The sequence below is a fragment of the Sphingomonas sp. genome (assembly GCF_041661825.1).
Taxonomy (GTDB): Bacteria; Pseudomonadota; Alphaproteobacteria; order Sphingomonadales; family Sphingomonadaceae; genus Sphingomonas.
This window is the reverse complement of record NZ_JBAZTU010000001.1, coordinates 696,297-712,159: the sequence shown is the minus strand read 5'-3', so window position 1 is coordinate 712,159 and position 15,863 is coordinate 696,297. Positions and strand designations below refer to the sequence as shown.

Genomic DNA, 15,863 nt, shown 5'->3' with positions numbered 1-15,863 from the left:
GGGGCGCGTCGTGGCGCGGTGCCGGTCTGTCCAGCAAAGCGCGCCAACGGCCACGTGGGTCCACCGGAATCCCGATTTCTTTTTCCGACCGGGCAGGGGCGATCCGGAGGCCATGCCCGGTCATACCGCGGGGAAGGGCGCGGTTGGCCCTATACCTGCGTGTAGGGTGGCGATCGGGGCAGTCCGACCCCACATCTCAGGCCCATCACCCTCGAACAGGTAGATGACCATGCGCATATTATCCTCTCTGCTCCTCGGCGCGACCCTGATCGGGTCCGCCGCTCCGGCCGTCGCGGCCCAGCGTGACAATGCCAAGGGCGAAGCGAAGCTGGCCAAGGCGCTCGCCGGCCGCGTCGCCGGAAAGCCGGTGAACTGCATCGCCCAGTACAGCATCACGTCGAGCGAGACGATCGACGGCGTCGCGATCCTGTATCGCGTCGGTAGCACGATCTACGTCAATCGCCCGCGCATCGGGGCGGACGCGCTCGACAGCGACGATATCCTGGTGAGCAAGACCCAGGGCAGCCAGCTCTGTTCGCTCGATACGATCAATCTCGTCGACCGCTCGTCGCGCATCCAGCGCAGCTTCGTCACGCTCGACGATTTCGTACCCTACACCAGACTGCGGAACTGAGACTCAGCGTTATGCGGGTACGCACTGAGCGCTGCTCGGTGCTTGAGGACTTGGCGACGCGATAGCGGAGGCGCGCTGCGTCTCGATTGGCGGGCGCATCCTTTCCATGATTCGCGCGTAGAGCGCGTCGCCCGTTACCCGGTGCTGGTAGAATGGCTCGTTCGGGTCCGGTTCGATGCCGTCGCCGGGGAAATAGCCGATGCGGTCGGTGACCACGCGGGCGCCCAGCGCGCAATATCGCGCGGCGAGCTGCTCGATGGCCAGCTTGGCCCGGCCATAGGGACTGTCCGCGCCGATCCACAGTGAGGACGGGACGAAGATCGCCTCATAGCAGCGCCAGTTCTCGAGATGCCCCGACACGCGTTCGACGTGACCGTCCGGGTCCCCGTGTTCATAGGCAAGGTCGAAGAAATAGAGCCGCTCGCCGGGTGCGGATGTACGGTCCTGCGTCTCGCCGATATCCATGCCATGGACCTCGAAGCCTTCCCGCAGCAGGCGAGAGACGAACGCCCGGCCGAGGCGCCCCCGGCAGCCGGTAACGATCGCGGATTGTTTCATTCCTCCACCGTATCGATGTGCCCGCCACGGCGATAGCGAAAGCTGTGGCGGCGGGCGACCGCTTGCATCGATTCAACTCAGCGGGGAATCGTTGCAGCCTGCTGGTGGTGCCGCGACGCGCTCGCGCTTTCTCTTGTTGAGTGCAACCGATACCCTTCCTGTCCTGGTTGGGGTTCCCTGTTCCGCGCAAACGGCCTCAGCCGGCGTCAGGGCGTGGAGGCCATCGCAGCGATACACACAGCCCGCCCAGTGCGGCGGTGCCCAGCGCGATCTCGCCTTCGGTCGCCTCGACCAGGTCCCGGACGATGGCGAGACCCAGACCGTGGCCGGTGCCTGCCTCATCCAGCCGGCGGCCGCGCATCAGGACCGTCGCGGCGTCGATGTCCTGAATGCCGGGGCCGTCATCCTCGACCGTCAGGACCGTCTTGCCCGAGACATCGACATGGCCGGCCACCCGAACCAGACGGCGGGCGTGGCGCGTGGCATTCTCGATCAGCGCGCCGAGCATCTCGGCCAGGTCCTCGCTGGCGACGGGTACGGTCAACGTGTCGTCGATCGCGACGTCGAACGCGATCATCTCGCCGCGCTCGCTATGCTCGATCACCCCGATTAGCCGCTCGACCACTGCCTTCGGATCGGCATGGGCGACCTCGGCGGCACCGCGCGCAGCGGCGGCGCGGGAACGGGCCAGCTCAGCCTCCAGCGCAGCGCCGACCGCTGCGATGGCGCGCTCCAGGCCGTCAGCGGCATCATCGGCACCGGCGGCGCGCGCGCGGCGGGTCTGGGCCGCCAGCACCGCGAGCGGGGTCTTCAGGCTGTGCGCGAGATCGGCCGCGCGACTGCGGGCACGGGCGAGGTCGGCGCCGCGCGCATCGGCCAGTGCGTTGATTGCCTGAGTAAGCGGGCCGATCTCCGCGGGGTAGTCGTTGGGCAGGCGCGCGGCGGGGTTACGCCGCAACCGCTCCATCTGGCCGCGAATCCGGGCAAGCGGGCGCAGGCCGAGCTGGACCTGTGCCCACGCCGCGGCCGACAGCGCGATCCAGAGCAGCAGCAGCGACACTGCCAGCTCGCGGCCGAATTCGCGCTCGGCGATGGCGATGTCCCGGTCGTTCTCCGCGACCTGCACGATCACGGCGGGCCCGTTCCGGTCGGGCCGGATAATGCGGTCGACCACCAGCAGCCGGTCGCCGAACGGGCCGGCGATCTTGTGCGTTTCCCATTCGCTGTCGCGCGCCGGAGAGGTGACCAGCTTCTGGTCCCATAGCGAGGAGGATCGCTGCGCCCCGCTGGCCGCGGACAATTGCCAATAGAGCCCGCTGGCGATCTGTTCGAACCGACGATCCTCGGGGAGTGCGTCCGCGACCGGCACGCCATCCGGCCCGATCCTGAGGCCGGAGACGAGCACTTCGGCCGAGCGGATCATCGCGGCTGCCTCGCGCCGTTCGACATGACGTTCGAACAGCCAGGTCAGGCCCAGCCAGGCCAGGGCAAGCGCGAGGAAGAGGGCGATCGCCGCCGCGGCGAGCAGGCGCAGGCGGAGCGAGGCCAGCTTCACGCCCCGAAACTCATACATTGCCGCCCGTCAGCAGATAACCAAAGCCGCGCCGCGTCTCGATGATGTCGGGCCCGATCTTGCGGCGCAGCCGGGTGACCAGCGCTTCGATCGCGTTGGCGCCATTGGCGTCGTCGGCGCCGTAGAGATGCTCGGCAACCTCGCCGCCCGAAACGGCGCGGCCGGGGTTGTGCGCGAGCAGGTCGAGGAAGCGGAATTCGAGCAGCGACAGGCGGATCGGGCGTCCGTCGATCGTGGCGCTCATCCGCACCGTGTCGAGCGACAGCCCGGCAATGGTCAGTACCGGCGAGGTCAGGCCGGCCGTGCGGCGGACAAGGCCGCGCACGCGGGCGATCAGCTCGCCCATCTGGAAGGGCTTGGCCAGATAGTCGTCGGCGCCCGCCTCGATCCCCTCGACCTTCTCGGTCCAGTCGGATCGGGCGGTGAGGATCAGCACCGGGAAGGCGCGACCGGCGGCGCGCCAGCGTTTCAGCACCGTCAGCCCGTCGATGCGGGGAAGGCCAAGATCGAGCACCGCGACGGCATAGTCCTCGGTATCGCCGCGGAACCAGGCGGTGTCGCCGTCAGTCGCATGGTCGACCAGGAAGCCCGTAGCGCTCAGCGCCTCGACCAGGTCGGCGGCGAGTTCCGGATCATCCTCGACCAGCAGCGCCCGCATCAATCATCCTCGATACGGACGACGGCGCCGGTCTTCGCATTCAGCTCGACCTCGCGCACGCGGCCATTGGGGCTGAGGATCTTCACCTCATATTTGAAGCCCCAGCTCTCCTGCTCGATCTCGACCTTCAGCACTTCGCCCGGCACGCGCGCCTGGGCGTTGGCGATGATGCGGGGAAGGGGGAGGAACTCGCCCTTGCGGAGCGCCTCCTTGATCGCGGCCTGTTCGCGCTGCTTGCGTTCGGCCTTGCTCGATTGCGGGCGCGGGATGGCATCCGATCCGAGCGCCACGGGCGCGGCGGCAAGCAGCAGGCCGCCCAAAGCAGCGATGCCGGTGAGGCGGAGGATGGGGGATATCGGTTTCATGGGAAACAAGATGCCATGCCCTTGCTGACATCAAACTGACGGTCGCCGCAAGGCCCGCGTCAGCGACAAGCTGCCAGTGCCGCTGCGTCATCGCCACGCACCGGGAGCCTTCCATGTTTCGTACATCCAACGTTGCCCGCACGCTGATGGTGGCCCTGATGGCGAGCGCTTCCGTGTCCGTCGCTCACGCCCAATCCGCCGACCGCGCCGGTGTCACCCAATTCCCGGCGGAGTCCTTCGCCCGGTCGCAGCCCACCACGGCGCTCGACATGGTCAAGCTGCTGCCGGGCTTCCGGCTGGTCGATGGCGATGCCGATCTGCGCGGTTACGCGGGCGCAGGCGGCAATATCCTGATCGATGGCCGCCGCCCGTCGAGCAAGCAGGATGCGCTGGAAGAAGTGCTGAAGCGCATCCCGGCGCGCGGAGTCGACCATATCGAGCTGATCCGCAGCGGCGGCGCGGGCTTCGACATGCAGGGCCATGCGGTGATCGCCAATGTCGTGCGCAACCGCATCGGTGCGCTGTCGGGCCGGGTGTCGGCGGAAGGGGCTCTCTTCCGCCATGACTATCAGGGGTACCGGGTCGGCGGGGAGATGACGTACGGCGTGGGCGACAAGGTGCTCGATCTGGCGGGCGCGATCTACACCGAGATCGACGACGAGCACGGCTTCGGCCTGCGCAACCGCTACGACCGCAACGGCGCCCCCATACGCGTCGCCACCTACGGCCAACCCGAGGGCGACAATGTGAAAGAACTGTCGGGCAGCTATCAGCAGGGGCTGGCGGGTGGCACCGTCCGGATCAACGGACTGCTCAAGAACACCGACATGTTCGCCAATATCGATGACCATGTGACGGCGCCGACTGCGTTCGAGGCATCGGGTACCGAGCGCGTTAAAACGCGGGCGAGGGAGGCGGGCCTGCAATATACCAGGCCGCTGGGCGCGCGCAGCCAGGTCGAGCTGATCGGCATCCACCGCACCACCGGCGTCGACGGGACGGACCGGTCCTTTTCGCCCGGCGGCGAGGACACGACGCGGGAACTCTCCGACGCGAGCGAGACGATCCTGCGCGGGGTATTCCGCCGCCAGGGCCAGCTGGTCTCGATCGAGGCAGGCGTGGAGGGAGCGTTGAACGTGCTCGACAGTCACAGCGCGCTCGAGGAGGAAGGAATCAATATCCCTTTGCCCGCCGCCAATGTCCGGGTCGAGGAAAAGCGCGCCGAGCTGTTCCTGACCACGACCTGGCAGGTGGCGTCGACGCTGACGGTGGAAGCGGGCGGCCGCTACGAGACCTCGCGGCTGACCCAGAGCGGGGATTCGTCGCTGACCAAGGCGCTGGCCTTCGTGAAGCCGCGCATGCTCGCGCGCTGGTCGCCGTCCACATCGAACGAACTGCGTTTCCTGGTCGAGCGCGAAGTGGGGCAGCTCGATTTCGGCGACTTCATCAGTTCGCCCTCACTGACCAGCGGCACGGTGACTGCCGGTAACAAGGATCTGGAGCCCGACAGCCTGTGGCGCGCCGAGCTCGCCTGGGAGCACCGGTTCGGTGAGGGGTCGGTAGTGCTGACCGCCCGGCATGAGGCGATCAGCAACGTCGTCGACCGGGTCCCGGTGTTCGTGCCGGGGGGCGTGTTCGACGCGGTCGGCAATATCGGCAACGGCACGCGAGACGAGGCACAGATCGATCTCAACCTGCCGCTCGATCGTCTCGGCGTGAAGGGGGTGACGGTGCAGGCCAACGGCGTGGTGCGGCGCAGCCGGGTGACCGATCCAGCAACCGGCGAGCGCCGCCGCATCTCGGGCGACCTGCCGGTCGAGGGCAAGGTCAGCGTCACGCACGATCTGCCCGCGCAGCATCTGCGCTGGGGCGTGAACTATGTGCTGGCCGAGGAGGAGATCAGCTACAAGATTGACGAGATCGAGGTCGATCGCCTGCCCGACCGGGTCGACCTCTTCGTCGAGTACAAGCCGACGCCGCAATGGACGCTGCGCGCCTTTGCGAAGAACGTGACCAACAGCGCCGTCACCCGGGTGCGCGACCGCTATACTGGCCTGCGCGGCACGGCACCGATCAACTATGTCGAGCGGCGGGAGCTCAACAGCGGACCCTATTTCGGCCTGTCGGTGCAGCGAACCTTCGGGAAGTAGGGGCGGTCACCGCTCGCGCTGCGGGTAGATCGTCTCGCCGCGTTTGAGCATCTCGACGAACGTCTCGATCTTCTTCTTCCGGCCAGCCTCGGTCTTCATATTGTGGGTGCGGAAGGCGAGGGAGAAGCGGTTCTGCTCGGTCAGCTTTGCCAGCATCGCCCTGGCCTTGGGCTCGGCATCGATCGCGGCTTGCAGGTCGTCGGGAATCTTCATGCCTTTGCCGCTGCCATAGGCACGGTCCCAGCGGCCATCGGCCCTGGCCGCCTCGACCTGCTTCAGGCCGTGTTCGGTCATGCGGCCCTCCTCGATCAGGCGGGCGACATTGTCGATGTTGATCTTGCTCCAGATGCTCTTCGCAGTGCGGGGCGTATAGCGCTGGAGATAGCTCGTCTCATCGAAGCTCTTGCGTATGGCATCGATCCAGCCCCAGCACAGCACCACGTCGATCGCTTCCTTGGGCGTGATCGACGGGAGGCCGGAGCCGACCTTGTGGATCTTGATCCAGACTTCGTCCGCGCTGTGATGGTGCTTGCCGAGCCAGGCGTAGAAAGCGGCGCTGTCCCTGAATTCGTGGACCTTCGCTGGATCGACTCTCACAGGCGCCATGATTGCTCCGTCTCATCCGGACTGGTGTCGGACGAAGGAGACTAGCAGAACTGAAGGCTGGGGGCACTGACAGCTTGTGACGATCTCCCGATCGACTCTCAGATGCGGTGCTCGCCCTTCACCCAGCGCACGGTACCGGAACTGGCGCGCATCACCACGCTCTCTGTCGTCATCACCGACGCCTTGCGCTTCACGCCGGCGAGCAGCGAGCCGTCGGTGACGCCGGTCGCGGCGAAGATGCAGTCGCCCTTGGCCAGTTCGGTCAGGTCGTATTGCTTGTCGAGATCGGTCACGCCCCATTTGCGGGCGCGGGCGCGTTCGTCGTCGTTGCGGAACAGCAGCCGGCCCTTGAACTGGCCGCCGACGCAGCGCAGCGCCGCGGCCGCGAGCACGCCCTCGGGCGCACCGCCCGAGCCGAGATAGATGTCGATCGTGGTATCGGGGTTGGTCGTCGCAATCACGCCCGCGACGTCGCCATCGCCGATCAGCATGATGCCGCAGCCAAGCGCGCGCAGCTCGGCGATCAGCTTCTGGTGGCGCGGGCGATCGAGCACGCAGGCGATGATGTCGGAAGGCTCGACGCCCTTGGCGGCGGCAACTGCCTTGACGTTCTCGGTCGGGCTCCGGTCGAGGTCGATGATGCCCTCGGGATAGCCCGGGCCGACCGCGATCTTGTCCATATAGACGTCGGGCGCGTTGAGCAGGCCGCCCTGCTCGGCGATTGCCAGCACCGCGAGCGAGTTGGGGCCGGCTGTGGCGCAGATGGTGGTGCCTTCCAGCGGATCGAGCGCGATGTCGATCTTCGGGCCCTTGCCGATCGCCGAGCCCACCTTCTCGCCGATGAACAGCATCGGGGCTTCATCGCGCTCGCCTTCGCCGATCACCACGGTGCCGTCCATGTACAGCTCGTTCAGCGCCTCGCGCATCGCCTCGACGGCGGCGGCGTCGGCGGCCTTCTCGTCGCCGCGGCCGACGAGCTTCGAGGCGGCGATCGCCGCGGCTTCGGTCACGCGGACCATTTCGAGCACGAGGACTCGGTCGAGGACCTTGCTGGCGGTAGTCATGGACAGTGTTTTCCCCTCGAATGTTGGGGCGGGATAGGAGCGAGGTGTGACGTTGTCGAGACTGAGTTCCCCTCCCGTTCGCGGGAGGGGAGGATATCAATCCCGCAGCAGCTCGTTGATGCTGGTCTTGGACCGGGTCTGCGCGTCGACGCGCTTGACGATCACCGCGCAATAGAGCGCCGGCTTGCCGTCTCCGCCGCCCAGGCTGCCGGGCACGACCACTGCATAAGGCGGCACCTCGCCGCGGAACACTTCACCGGTCGCCCGGTCGACGATCTTGGTCGAGGCGCCGAGATAGACGCCCATCGAGAGCACCGCGCCCTCGCCGACACGGACACCCTCGGCCACTTCAGCACGCGCGCCGATGAACGCGCCGTCGCCGATGATGACGGGATCGGCCTGGAGCGGCTCGAGCACGCCGCCGATGCCGGCGCCGCCCGAGAGATGGACGTTCCTGCCGATCTGCGCGCAGCTGCCAACCGTGGCCCAGGCATCGACCATCGTGCCTTCGCCGACATAAGCGCCGATATTGACGAAGCTCGGCATCAGGATCGCGCCCTTGGCGATGAACGCGCCGCGCCGCGCAACGGCGCCGGGGACGACGCGGATGCCGGCGGTCCGGAACTCGGCCTCGCCCCAGCCGGCGAACTTCGAGGGGACCTTGTCGAACGCCGGCGCACCGGCCGAGCCGCCATCGACTAGTGCATTGTCGTTCAGGCGGAAGGACAGGAGCACGGCTTTCTTGAGCCACTGGTTGACGCGCCAGCCGCCAATGCCGTCGGGCTCGGCGACGCGGGCCGCGCCGGAATCGAGCAGGCCGAGCGCGGCGTCGACCGCGTCACGCACCGCGCCGGTGGTGGCGGTGCTGATCCCGTCGCGCGCGTCCCATGCTGCCTCGATCGTGCCCTGCAAGTCGCTCATCGTGCCTCCAATATGCCTTCCAGCCAGTGCCGGATATCGTGTGTCGTGAAATCGATATAGCTGCGGTCCATGTCGGACGCTTGTTCGGAGCCGTTGTCGACCCACACCGTCGTCATGCCGATCGCCTTGGCGGGTTTCAGGTTGCGCGCCATGTCCTCGACGAACAGGCTCTCGGTCGGATCCAGGCCGAACGCGGCGCACAGGCCGGCATAGGCCGATTCCTGCGGCTTGGGCTTCAGGTCCATCGCATGGATGTCGTGCACTGCCTCGAAGGTCGCGCCGAGGCCGAGCCGGTCGAGCACGCGGCCGGCATAAGGCGTATCGGCGTTGGTGAAGACGATCTTGCGCCCCGGCAGCTTCGCGATCGCCGCGGCGAGGGGTAGATTCTCCTCAAGCACGTCCATCTCGATATCATGGACGAAATCGAGGAACTGGTGCGGATCGACGTCATGTTCGGCCATCAGCCCGGCGAGCGTGGTGCCGTGGCCAAGAAAATAGCCTTTCTGGATCCGGCGCGCCTCGACCAGGTCGCAGCCGAAGCGATCGGCGATATAGGCACCCATCTTGCGGTCGATCTGGTCGAACAGCCGGGCGCTCGCCGGATACAGCGTGTTGTCGAGATCGAAAATCCAGTTGCGGATGGGTTCGAGACGCGCGAGCATGGCGCCGGGCTCTAGGCGCGCACCGCGCCGGGGGCAAGGCGGGTGCGGGGGCATGGCGTTAGGCGCCGGTGAAGCAACGACAACGACGATCGCCGCATTCTCTTCTGAACGGTGGGAACCAGCATGATGTGCGTGATCAGGCCGCAGCTCCTGCGCTCGGCCGCCCTTGCCTGCCTGTTCGCGACGGCGGCGTGTGGCGGTGGGGGAGGTGGCGGCGGCGGGGGTATCGGCAACACGCCGACGCCGACCCCCGGGCCGACCCCGACACCCGCGCCCGCACCGACCCCGGCGCCCACGCCGACTCCCTCCGGCAACGACACCGCCGAATATCGCGCGACGATCGGTGCCGTCTCGGCGAACGCGCTGGCGGCCTATGACCGCGCCGCCACGGGTGCGGGCATCACGGTCGGCGTGATCGACAGCGGCATCGACCTGCAGAGCGAGGAATTCGGCAACCGGATCAACCCCAACTCCGCCTCGACCGCTGGCAACGGTACGGTCGATGACGAGGGCGGGCACGGCACCGCGGTGTCCTTCACCATTGCAGGACGGCGTAATGGCGCGGGCACGCATGGCATCGCGTTCGATGCGTCGCTGATCGTGGCGCGCGCCGATACGCCGGGTACGTGCGCCGATACCTCGGATGATGGCGGGTGTTCGTTCAACGACAATGCGATTGCCCAGGGCCTCGATCTGGCACGGACCAACGGCGCGCGAGTGGTCAACATCTCGCTTGGCGGGGATGCGCCGAACAATGCCGTGATCCAGGCGATCAATCGCGCCACCGCGGCGGGCATCGTGATCGTCATCTCGGCCGGCAATGATTTCGACGATCATCCCGATCTCGCGGTCAACCCCGATCCCTTTGCGCAGGTGGCCAACCTGTCCGACGCGCATGGGCTGGTGATCATCGCCGGGTCGGTCGGCTCCAATGATTCGCGCGCGGTCGGCGCTGACGCCATTTCCGCCTTCAGCAACCGTGCCGGCAACAGTATCGCGCATTATCTGGCTGCGGTCGGCGAGCGGGTGCGGGCGCCGGACGAGACGGGTACGTCGTTCCTCTGGTCCGGCACGTCCTTTTCCGCGCCGCAGATCGCGGGCGCGGTCGCGTTGCTCGCCCAGGCTTTTCCCAATCTGACGGGCGCGCAGATCGTCGACATCCTGTACCAGTCGGCACGCGATGCCGGGGCCGCCGGCGACGATGCGGTATATGGTCAGGGTGTGCTCGATCTCACCCGGGCCTTCTCCCCGATCGGAACAAGCTCCGTCGCGGGGACGCATTCGGCCGCGTCACTGAACGTCAACGCGACGCTCTCGGCGCCGATGGGCGATGCGCGACAGGGCGAACTCGGCGCCGTGATCCTCGATGGCTATAGCCGTGCCTTTGCGATCGATCTTGCCCGGACGATCGACCGCAGCGGCCCCCAGCGTACGCTGGGCGGCGCGCTGCAATCGCGGCAGCGCAATTTCTCCGCTGGCCTGAACGACGACATGACGGTGGCGCTCACTGTTGCGCCGGTGCGGGGTGGCGCCAATGTCTCGCGCACCACCCTGAGCGGGGGGCGGGCCGAACAGGCACGGGCGATCGCCGGGAGCGTGATGAAGCGCCTGGGGTCGGATGCGCGCGTCGCCTTCGGCTTCGCCGAGGGCGGATCGACGCTGACCGCACGACTGGCAGGCCGCGCGGACTCGGCGTTCCTGGTCGCGCGCGATCCGGTGCAGGGGCAGGGCTTCGACAGCAATATCAAGGGATCGAGCGCGATCCGCCAGCAATTCGGCATGATCGGCCTGACCGCGGCAGTGGAGAGCGGCGATGTGCTGACCCGTGACGCCGATCAGATGCCGGCCCTGTGGAGTCGCTATTTCCGCTATGGCTATGACCGCGCCTCGATTGCGCTCGATCGCCAGTTCGGCGGCCTGAATGTCGGCCTGACCGGCACGCGGCTCGCGGAATATGATACGGTGCTCGGCGCGCGCTTCGGCAATGCATTGGGCGGCACCCGCGGGACGAGCTGGTTCCTCGACGTGGCGGCGCGCTGGGACATGGGTAGCGGCTGGTCGATGGGCGGGTCGCTACGCCAGGGCTGGACCCTGGCCGATGTGCGCGGCGGGCTGACCGGCCGGGGCATGATCCGTACCAACGCCTTTGCCGGCGATATCGGCAAGAACGGCCTGTTCGGCCGCTCGGACAGCTTCGGCCTGCGCCTCGCGCAACCGCTCCGCGTGGCACGCGGCGGGATCGATCTCAGGCTGCCGACCTATTATGATTACGACCTGCTCGCCGTGACGCAGTGGACCACCCAGCGGCTCAACCTCGCGCCGACCGGCCGGGAGATCGACATGGAGGCGCGCTATGCTCTGCCGGTCTGGGGCGGGGCGTTGCAGACCAATGTCTTCTGGCGGAAGGACCCGGGCAATTTCGCGGCGCTACCCGACGATGCGGGCGCCGCCCTGCGCTATTCAGTCGCGTTCTAGGCTGGAATAGCCGTTTGAGTGATGCGTTCATGCGCGTCGGTCAGATGGAAGCCATACGTGTCGATATCGTCGAGGCAGCTATTCACATCGACCCCGGCATGCGGTTCGTCCCGATGCATGTCGAGCGACTTGAACGCCGTCCATGGGGCGTAGCGCGACGGCAGGTTGGCGCCAGCGGAGTCGGTGGTGAAGCCGAACACCCGTCCGGGCCCTCGGAAAGTGTGAATCAGCATGGCGCTTCTCCTGGGCTCTCAATCGTGCCATCACTTGACACTGTGTAAAGTCGCATTGGCTTTGCCCTGAGGTTTACACTATGTCAAGTTCTCCGCCGACGACGCGAACGCGCATCCTCCAGGCCACTCTCGCGTTGATCCGGCGGGGCGATACGCCGCTGACGATGAGCCGGATTGCGAAGGAGGCGGGACTTTCGCGTCAGACGCTCTATCTGACCTTTGCCGACCGGGCGGACCTGTTCATCGCCGTGCTGCGCTATGTCGACGGTCAGCGCGGCCTCGTTCAGGAGCAAGTGAAAATTCGCGCCGCGCCAAGCGGAGTCGACGGGTTGCTGGCGATCATCGATCGCCAGGCCCGGTGGAATCCAGACTACAAGCCGCTGGCCGACGCTTTCGAGCTTCTGCGCCGGCAGGATCCAGCTGCGCAGCAGGCCTGGCAGGATCGGCAGGACGACCGGCTGGCAGGGTGCCGTGCCGTAGTCGCCCGGGTCAAGGCCGAAGGGCGGCTTCGACCCGATCTCGATCCGGCGCTCGCGGCCGACCTTGTCTGGACGGTGACATCGATCGAGACCTGGGACGATCTTGTCGCGAAGCGGGGATGGTCGGCGGCGGACTATCGCACATGGGCAGCGGAACTGCTGCTTTCCGCGCTGACCGTGCGTTCGTGACGCGCAGAAGCAATATGCGCCGTGCCGATAGCATTGCTTGTCGCCGCAGCTGACCGAAGGGCTTCCACCGGCGCGCCGCGCACCCCATCTTGCCTGCCATGACAGCCTATTCCCTGCTCGATCTCGTTCCCGTCACTGAAGGCGGCAGCGTTTCCCGATCCCTCGCCAATGCCGCCGATCTCGCCCGGCACGCCGAAAGCCTCGGCTTTAGCCGCTATTGGGTGGCCGAGCATCACGGCATGACCGGTATCGCCAGTGCCGCGACGGCGGTGGTGATCGCGCATGTCGCCGCAGCGACCGAGAGCATCCGGGTCGGGGCGGGGGGCATCATGCTGCCCAACCATGCGCCCCTGGTGATCGCCGAGCAGTTCGGGACGCTCGACGCGTTGTTCCCGGGACGGATCGATCTGGGCCTTGGTCGCGCGCCAGGATCGGACCAGATCGTCGCTCGGGCGCTGCGCCGGACGCTGGAGAGCGATCCCAATGGCTTTCCACGCGATGTGGTCGAGTTGCAGAGCTATTTCGCCGATGACGGGCAGACCGGCATCCGCGCGACGCCGGGTGCGGGCGCTGATGTGGCCTTGTGGATATTGGGGTCGAGCACGTTCGGCGCGCAGCTCGCGGCAATGCTGGGGCTGCCTTATGCCTTCGCCTCGCATTTTGCGCCGGACGCGCTGGACCAGGCGATCGCGATCTATCGGCGCGATTTCCGGCCTTCAAAGATGCTGGCCAGGCCGCACCTGATGGCGGGGTTCAACGTGTTCGCCGCGGATAGCGATGAAGAGGCCGAACTGCTCTCGAGTTCGCAGCAACAGGCCTTCGTTGCGCTGCGCACCGGCAATCCGGGGCTGCTGAAGCCGCCGGTGCATGGCTATCGCGCGACGCTGGGGCCGCAGGGCGAGCGTATCCTCGATCATGTGCTGCAATGCTCGGCGGTCGGGAGCCCGGCGACGGTGGCGCGGGGAATCGCGGCGTTCGTGGAGCGGACCGGGGTGGACGAGCTGATGATCGCGAGTTCGATCTACGATCATGAGGCGCGGAAGCGGAGCCTGTCGATCACCGCTGAGGTGATGCGGGAGCTGAGAGTGGCTGCCTGATCTTCAAGCCTCTCCCCCGAAGGGGAGGGGCTTAAGAAGTTAGTTCGCCGCCGGCAGCCTCAGCCGCACCATCAGGCCACCGAGATCCTCGCTCTCCTCAAGGCTGACCGTGCCCTCGTAGATCTCCGCCACGTCGCGCACGATCGCCAGCCCCAGGCCAGTCCCTGGCTTGCCGGTATCAAGCCGCACGCCGCGATCGAAGATGCGGATGCGTTCCTCTTCGGGAATGCCGACGCCGTCGTCCTCGATCAGGAACTCGACGAAGCCCGCCTGCGCCCCCACCGTCACGAAAACGCTGCCGCCGCCATATTTCGCGGCATTCTCGATCAGATTGCCGAGCATCTCGTCGAGGTCCTGGCGCTCGACATGGACCTGCAGGTCCTTCGGGCCGGTCACGTCGATGCGGACATGGCGGTAGAGCCGCCCCACCGCGCGCTCGACCGATTCGAGGCTGGGCCAGACGTCCGCGCGGCTGTGCGCCGAGCCCCGCCGGCCGACGGCGCGGGCGCGGGCTAGGTGGTGGTCGACCTGGCGACGCATCGTCCGTGCCTCGCGCACCACCGTCTCGCCGAGATCGTCGGCCTGGGCGGTCGCGGCGTTCATGATGACGGTGAGCGGCGTCTTGAGCGCATGGGCGAGGTTGCCGGCGTGGCGCCGAGCTTCCTCGGCCTGCTTCTCGTTATGCTCGATCAGCGCGTTCAGTTCCTCGACCAAAGGCGCGACCTCGTTGGGCATGGCGCGTTCGACCTGGCGCGACTTGCCGGCGCGCATCCGGGCGATCTCCTCGCGCACGCGGCGCAGCGGCCACAGACCGTAAAAGGTCTGCAGCGCAGCCATCACGATCAGCCCGAGCGCGAGCAGGAGGAAGCTGCGGATCAACGTCCTGCGCAGCACGCTGATCTGCGCGTCGAGCCCGTCGCGGCTCTGCGCCACCTGGAAGCGCCAGCGGATCGACGACCCGGGCAGCTTCACGTCGCGTTCGAGGATGCGGAGCTTCTCCTCGCCGAATTGCGGGCTGTCATAGGCATGGACAGCCAGGTCGCTATGATTGCTGCCGAACGCCATCCGCCGGTCCCACAGCGAGCGCGACGAGAAGGGCTCGCGGCCCTTGGCGCTGACCTGCCAGTACAGGCCCGAATAGGGCTCGAGGAAACGCTGGTCGGCGGGCTCGCGGTTGAACACGACCTCGCCGTCCGGTCCGATCTCCGACGAGACGATCAGGGCGGTCAGCACATATTCGAGCTGGTCGTCGAAATTGCGGGTGACGGCGGCGGCGAGGACACGGTCGAGCGCGAAGCCGCCGCCGGTCAGCAGCAGCAGGATCCAGCCCGCCGCGATGAAGATCATCCGCCGGCTGAGCGAGCCGGTGGTCTTCTGCTTGGGATAGATCGTCGGGGCCGGGCGGTGTTCCTCGACCGGTTTCGCGGGCGTAACCGGTTTCTCGTGCGTGACCGGGGTTTCGGCCGCGATTATGGCCTCGCCGTCAGCCATCGGTCGTCAAAGGCGCGAAATCACGCATCCGGATCCTCGAGGCTGTAGCCCAGCCCCCGGATGGTGGTGATGACGTCCTGCCCCAGCTTCTTGCGGATGCGGGTGACGAAGACCTCGATCGTGTTCGAATCGCGATCGAAATCCTGGTCGTAGATATGCTCGATCAGCTCGGTGCGGCTGACCACCTTGCCCTTGTGGTGGAGCAGATAGCTGAGCAGCTTGTATTCCTGCGCTGTCAGCTTGACCGGCTCGCCGGCGAGCGTGACCTTGCCCGACCGGGTGTCGAGGCGGACATCGCCCGCGGTCAGCTCCGACGAGGCATTGCCCGAGGCACGACGGATCAGCGCGCGCAGGCGGGCGATCAGCTCCTCGGACTGGAAGGGCTTGGCGACATAATCGTCGGCGCCGGCATCGAGCCCGGCGACCTTGTCCGACCAGCTGTCGCGCGCGGTGAGCACCAGGACGGGTGCGGTGCGGCCTTCCTTGCGCCAGCGGTCGAGCACGGTCAGCCCGTCGATCTCGGGCAGGCCGAGGTCAAGCACGATCGCGTCGTAATTTTCGGTGGAGCCGAGGAAATGGCCTTCCTCGCCATCAGTGGCGAGATCGATGGCATAACCCGCGCCTTCCAGCGTGTTCTTCAATTGCTGGCCCAGGCTGGGCTCGTCCTCGACGATCAGAACGCGCATAGGTTTATCCCTTCAGACGACG

16 protein-coding genes are annotated in these 15,863 nt (G+C 67.1%); 5 read left to right on the top strand and 11 right to left on the bottom strand.

Annotated elements, in window-relative coordinates; all coding sequences use genetic code 11:
• Positions 1-229 precede the first annotated feature (229 nt).
• On the top strand, positions 230-634 hold the full coding sequence (locus WC729_RS03100) for a hypothetical protein (RefSeq protein ID WP_372849417.1): 405 nt from the start codon (positions 230-232) through the stop codon (positions 632-634).
• A gap of 9 nt (positions 635-643) precedes the next feature.
• On the opposite strand, the gene WC729_RS03095 is transcribed toward WC729_RS03100, so the two are convergent.
• The 4 genes from WC729_RS03095 to WC729_RS03080 form a co-directional block, all read right to left on the bottom strand.
• On the bottom strand, positions 644-1,192 hold the full coding sequence (locus WC729_RS03095; protein ID WP_372849415.1) for a hypothetical protein: 549 nt from the start codon (positions 1,190-1,192) through the stop codon (positions 644-646).
• Positions 1,193-1,388: 196 nt separating this feature from the next.
• A complete protein-coding gene (locus WC729_RS03090) occupies positions 1,389-2,765 on the bottom strand; it encodes a sensor histidine kinase (RefSeq protein ID WP_372849413.1) in 1,377 nt (458 codons plus the stop codon).
• Entirely contained in the window at positions 2,758-3,423 is a 666-nt protein-coding gene (locus WC729_RS03085) for a response regulator transcription factor (protein WP_372849411.1), read from the bottom strand. The genes WC729_RS03090 and WC729_RS03085 overlap by 8 nt, the downstream gene beginning before the upstream one ends.
• Positions 3,423-3,788, bottom strand: a complete 366-nt coding sequence (locus WC729_RS03080; protein WP_372849409.1) for a PepSY domain-containing protein — start codon at positions 3,786-3,788, stop codon at positions 3,423-3,425. Before WC729_RS03080 ends, WC729_RS03085 begins: the two co-directional genes overlap by 1 nt.
• Before the next feature lie 113 nt (positions 3,789-3,901).
• Here WC729_RS03080 and WC729_RS03075 point away from each other — a divergent pair, with 113 nt between their 5' ends.
• On the top strand, positions 3,902-5,938 hold the full coding sequence (locus tag WC729_RS03075; RefSeq protein ID WP_372849407.1) for a TonB-dependent receptor plug domain-containing protein: 2,037 nt from the start codon (positions 3,902-3,904) through the stop codon (positions 5,936-5,938).
• A gap of 6 nt (positions 5,939-5,944) precedes the next feature.
• Here the strand turns inward: WC729_RS03075 and WC729_RS03070 are convergent, their stop codons facing one another.
• The 4 genes from WC729_RS03070 to WC729_RS03055 form a co-directional block, all read right to left on the bottom strand.
• Positions 5,945-6,544 carry a YdeI family protein gene (locus tag WC729_RS03070; protein WP_372849405.1) on the bottom strand — a complete coding sequence of 200 codons (600 nt, stop codon included), beginning with the start codon at positions 6,542-6,544 and terminating at the stop codon, positions 5,945-5,947.
• 98 nt (positions 6,545-6,642) lie between these two features.
• Entirely contained in the window at positions 6,643-7,608 is a 966-nt protein-coding gene (glpX, locus tag WC729_RS03065; RefSeq protein WP_372849403.1) for a class II fructose-bisphosphatase, read from the bottom strand.
• A gap of 96 nt (positions 7,609-7,704) precedes the next feature.
• Positions 7,705-8,529, bottom strand: a complete 825-nt coding sequence (gene dapD / locus WC729_RS03060; protein WP_372849401.1) for a 2,3,4,5-tetrahydropyridine-2,6-dicarboxylate N-succinyltransferase — start codon at positions 8,527-8,529, stop codon at positions 7,705-7,707.
• Positions 8,526-9,191, bottom strand: a complete 666-nt coding sequence (locus tag WC729_RS03055; RefSeq protein ID WP_372849399.1) for a pyrimidine 5'-nucleotidase — start codon at positions 9,189-9,191, stop codon at positions 8,526-8,528. Before WC729_RS03055 ends, dapD begins: the two co-directional genes overlap by 4 nt.
• A gap of 111 nt (positions 9,192-9,302) precedes the next feature.
• On the opposite strand from WC729_RS03055, the gene WC729_RS03050 reads away from it, so the two are divergent.
• On the top strand, positions 9,303-11,666 hold the full coding sequence (locus tag WC729_RS03050) for a S8 family peptidase (protein ID WP_372849397.1): 2,364 nt from the start codon (positions 9,303-9,305) through the stop codon (positions 11,664-11,666).
• Here the strand turns inward: WC729_RS03050 and WC729_RS03045 are convergent.
• Positions 11,663-11,899, bottom strand: a complete 237-nt coding sequence (locus tag WC729_RS03045) for a hypothetical protein (RefSeq protein ID WP_372849395.1) — start codon at positions 11,897-11,899, stop codon at positions 11,663-11,665. The two genes, WC729_RS03050 and WC729_RS03045, sit on opposite strands and share 4 nt — an antisense overlap.
• Before the next feature lie 80 nt (positions 11,900-11,979).
• Here WC729_RS03045 and WC729_RS03040 point away from each other — a divergent pair, with 80 nt between their 5' ends.
• A complete protein-coding gene (locus WC729_RS03040) occupies positions 11,980-12,567 on the top strand; it encodes a TetR/AcrR family transcriptional regulator (RefSeq protein ID WP_372849393.1) in 588 nt (195 codons plus the stop codon).
• A gap of 98 nt (positions 12,568-12,665) precedes the next feature.
• Positions 12,666-13,664, top strand: a complete 999-nt coding sequence (locus WC729_RS03035) for an LLM class flavin-dependent oxidoreductase (RefSeq protein ID WP_372849391.1) — start codon at positions 12,666-12,668, stop codon at positions 13,662-13,664.
• A 39-nt stretch (positions 13,665-13,703) separates the two neighbouring features.
• Here the strand turns inward: WC729_RS03035 and WC729_RS03030 are convergent, their stop codons facing one another.
• Positions 13,704-15,011, bottom strand: coding sequence for an ATP-binding protein (locus WC729_RS03030; RefSeq protein ID WP_372850983.1), 1,308 nt, complete (start codon positions 15,009-15,011; stop codon positions 13,704-13,706).
• 164 nt (positions 15,012-15,175) lie between these two features.
• Complete coding sequence (locus WC729_RS03025; RefSeq protein WP_272625383.1) at positions 15,176-15,841, bottom strand: response regulator transcription factor; 666 nt, start codon at positions 15,839-15,841, stop codon at positions 15,176-15,178.
• Positions 15,842-15,863: the final 22 nt, after the last annotated feature.

Excerpts from the sequence above, each read along its gene's own strand:
- WC729_RS03055 (WP_372849399.1), bottom strand. The coding sequence starts at position 9,191 with ATGCTCGCGCGTCTCGAACCCATCCGCAACTGGATTTTCGATCTCGAC.
- WC729_RS03080 (WP_372849409.1), bottom strand. The coding sequence starts at position 3,788 with ATGAAACCGATATCCCCCATCCTCCGCCTCACCGGCATCGCTGCTTTG.
- WC729_RS03085 (WP_372849411.1), bottom strand. The coding sequence starts at position 3,423 with ATGCGGGCGCTGCTGGTCGAGGATGATCCGGAACTCGCCGCCGACCTG.
- WC729_RS03070 (WP_372849405.1), bottom strand. The coding sequence starts at position 6,544 with ATGGCGCCTGTGAGAGTCGATCCAGCGAAGGTCCACGAATTCAGGGAC.
- dapD (WP_372849401.1), bottom strand. The coding sequence starts at position 8,529 with ATGAGCGACTTGCAGGGCACGATCGAGGCAGCATGGGACGCGCGCGAC.
- WC729_RS03095 (WP_372849415.1), bottom strand. The coding sequence starts at position 1,192 with ATGAAACAATCCGCGATCGTTACCGGCTGCCGGGGGCGCCTCGGCCGG.
- WC729_RS03035 (WP_372849391.1), top strand. The coding sequence starts at position 12,666 with ATGACAGCCTATTCCCTGCTCGATCTCGTTCCCGTCACTGAAGGCGGC.
- WC729_RS03040 (WP_372849393.1), top strand. The coding sequence starts at position 11,980 with ATGTCAAGTTCTCCGCCGACGACGCGAACGCGCATCCTCCAGGCCACT.
- WC729_RS03030 (WP_372850983.1), bottom strand. The coding sequence starts at position 15,011 with ATGATCTTCATCGCGGCGGGCTGGATCCTGCTGCTGCTGACCGGCGGC.
- WC729_RS03090 (WP_372849413.1), bottom strand. The coding sequence starts at position 2,765 with ATGTATGAGTTTCGGGGCGTGAAGCTGGCCTCGCTCCGCCTGCGCCTG.
- WC729_RS03045 (WP_372849395.1), bottom strand. The coding sequence starts at position 11,899 with ATGCTGATTCACACTTTCCGAGGGCCCGGACGGGTGTTCGGCTTCACC.
- glpX (WP_372849403.1), bottom strand. The coding sequence starts at position 7,608 with ATGACTACCGCCAGCAAGGTCCTCGACCGAGTCCTCGTGCTCGAAATG.
- WC729_RS03075 (WP_372849407.1), top strand. The coding sequence starts at position 3,902 with ATGTTTCGTACATCCAACGTTGCCCGCACGCTGATGGTGGCCCTGATG.
- WC729_RS03025 (WP_272625383.1), bottom strand. The coding sequence starts at position 15,841 with ATGCGCGTTCTGATCGTCGAGGACGAGCCCAGCCTGGGCCAGCAATTG.
- WC729_RS03100 (WP_372849417.1), top strand. The coding sequence starts at position 230 with ATGCGCATATTATCCTCTCTGCTCCTCGGCGCGACCCTGATCGGGTCC.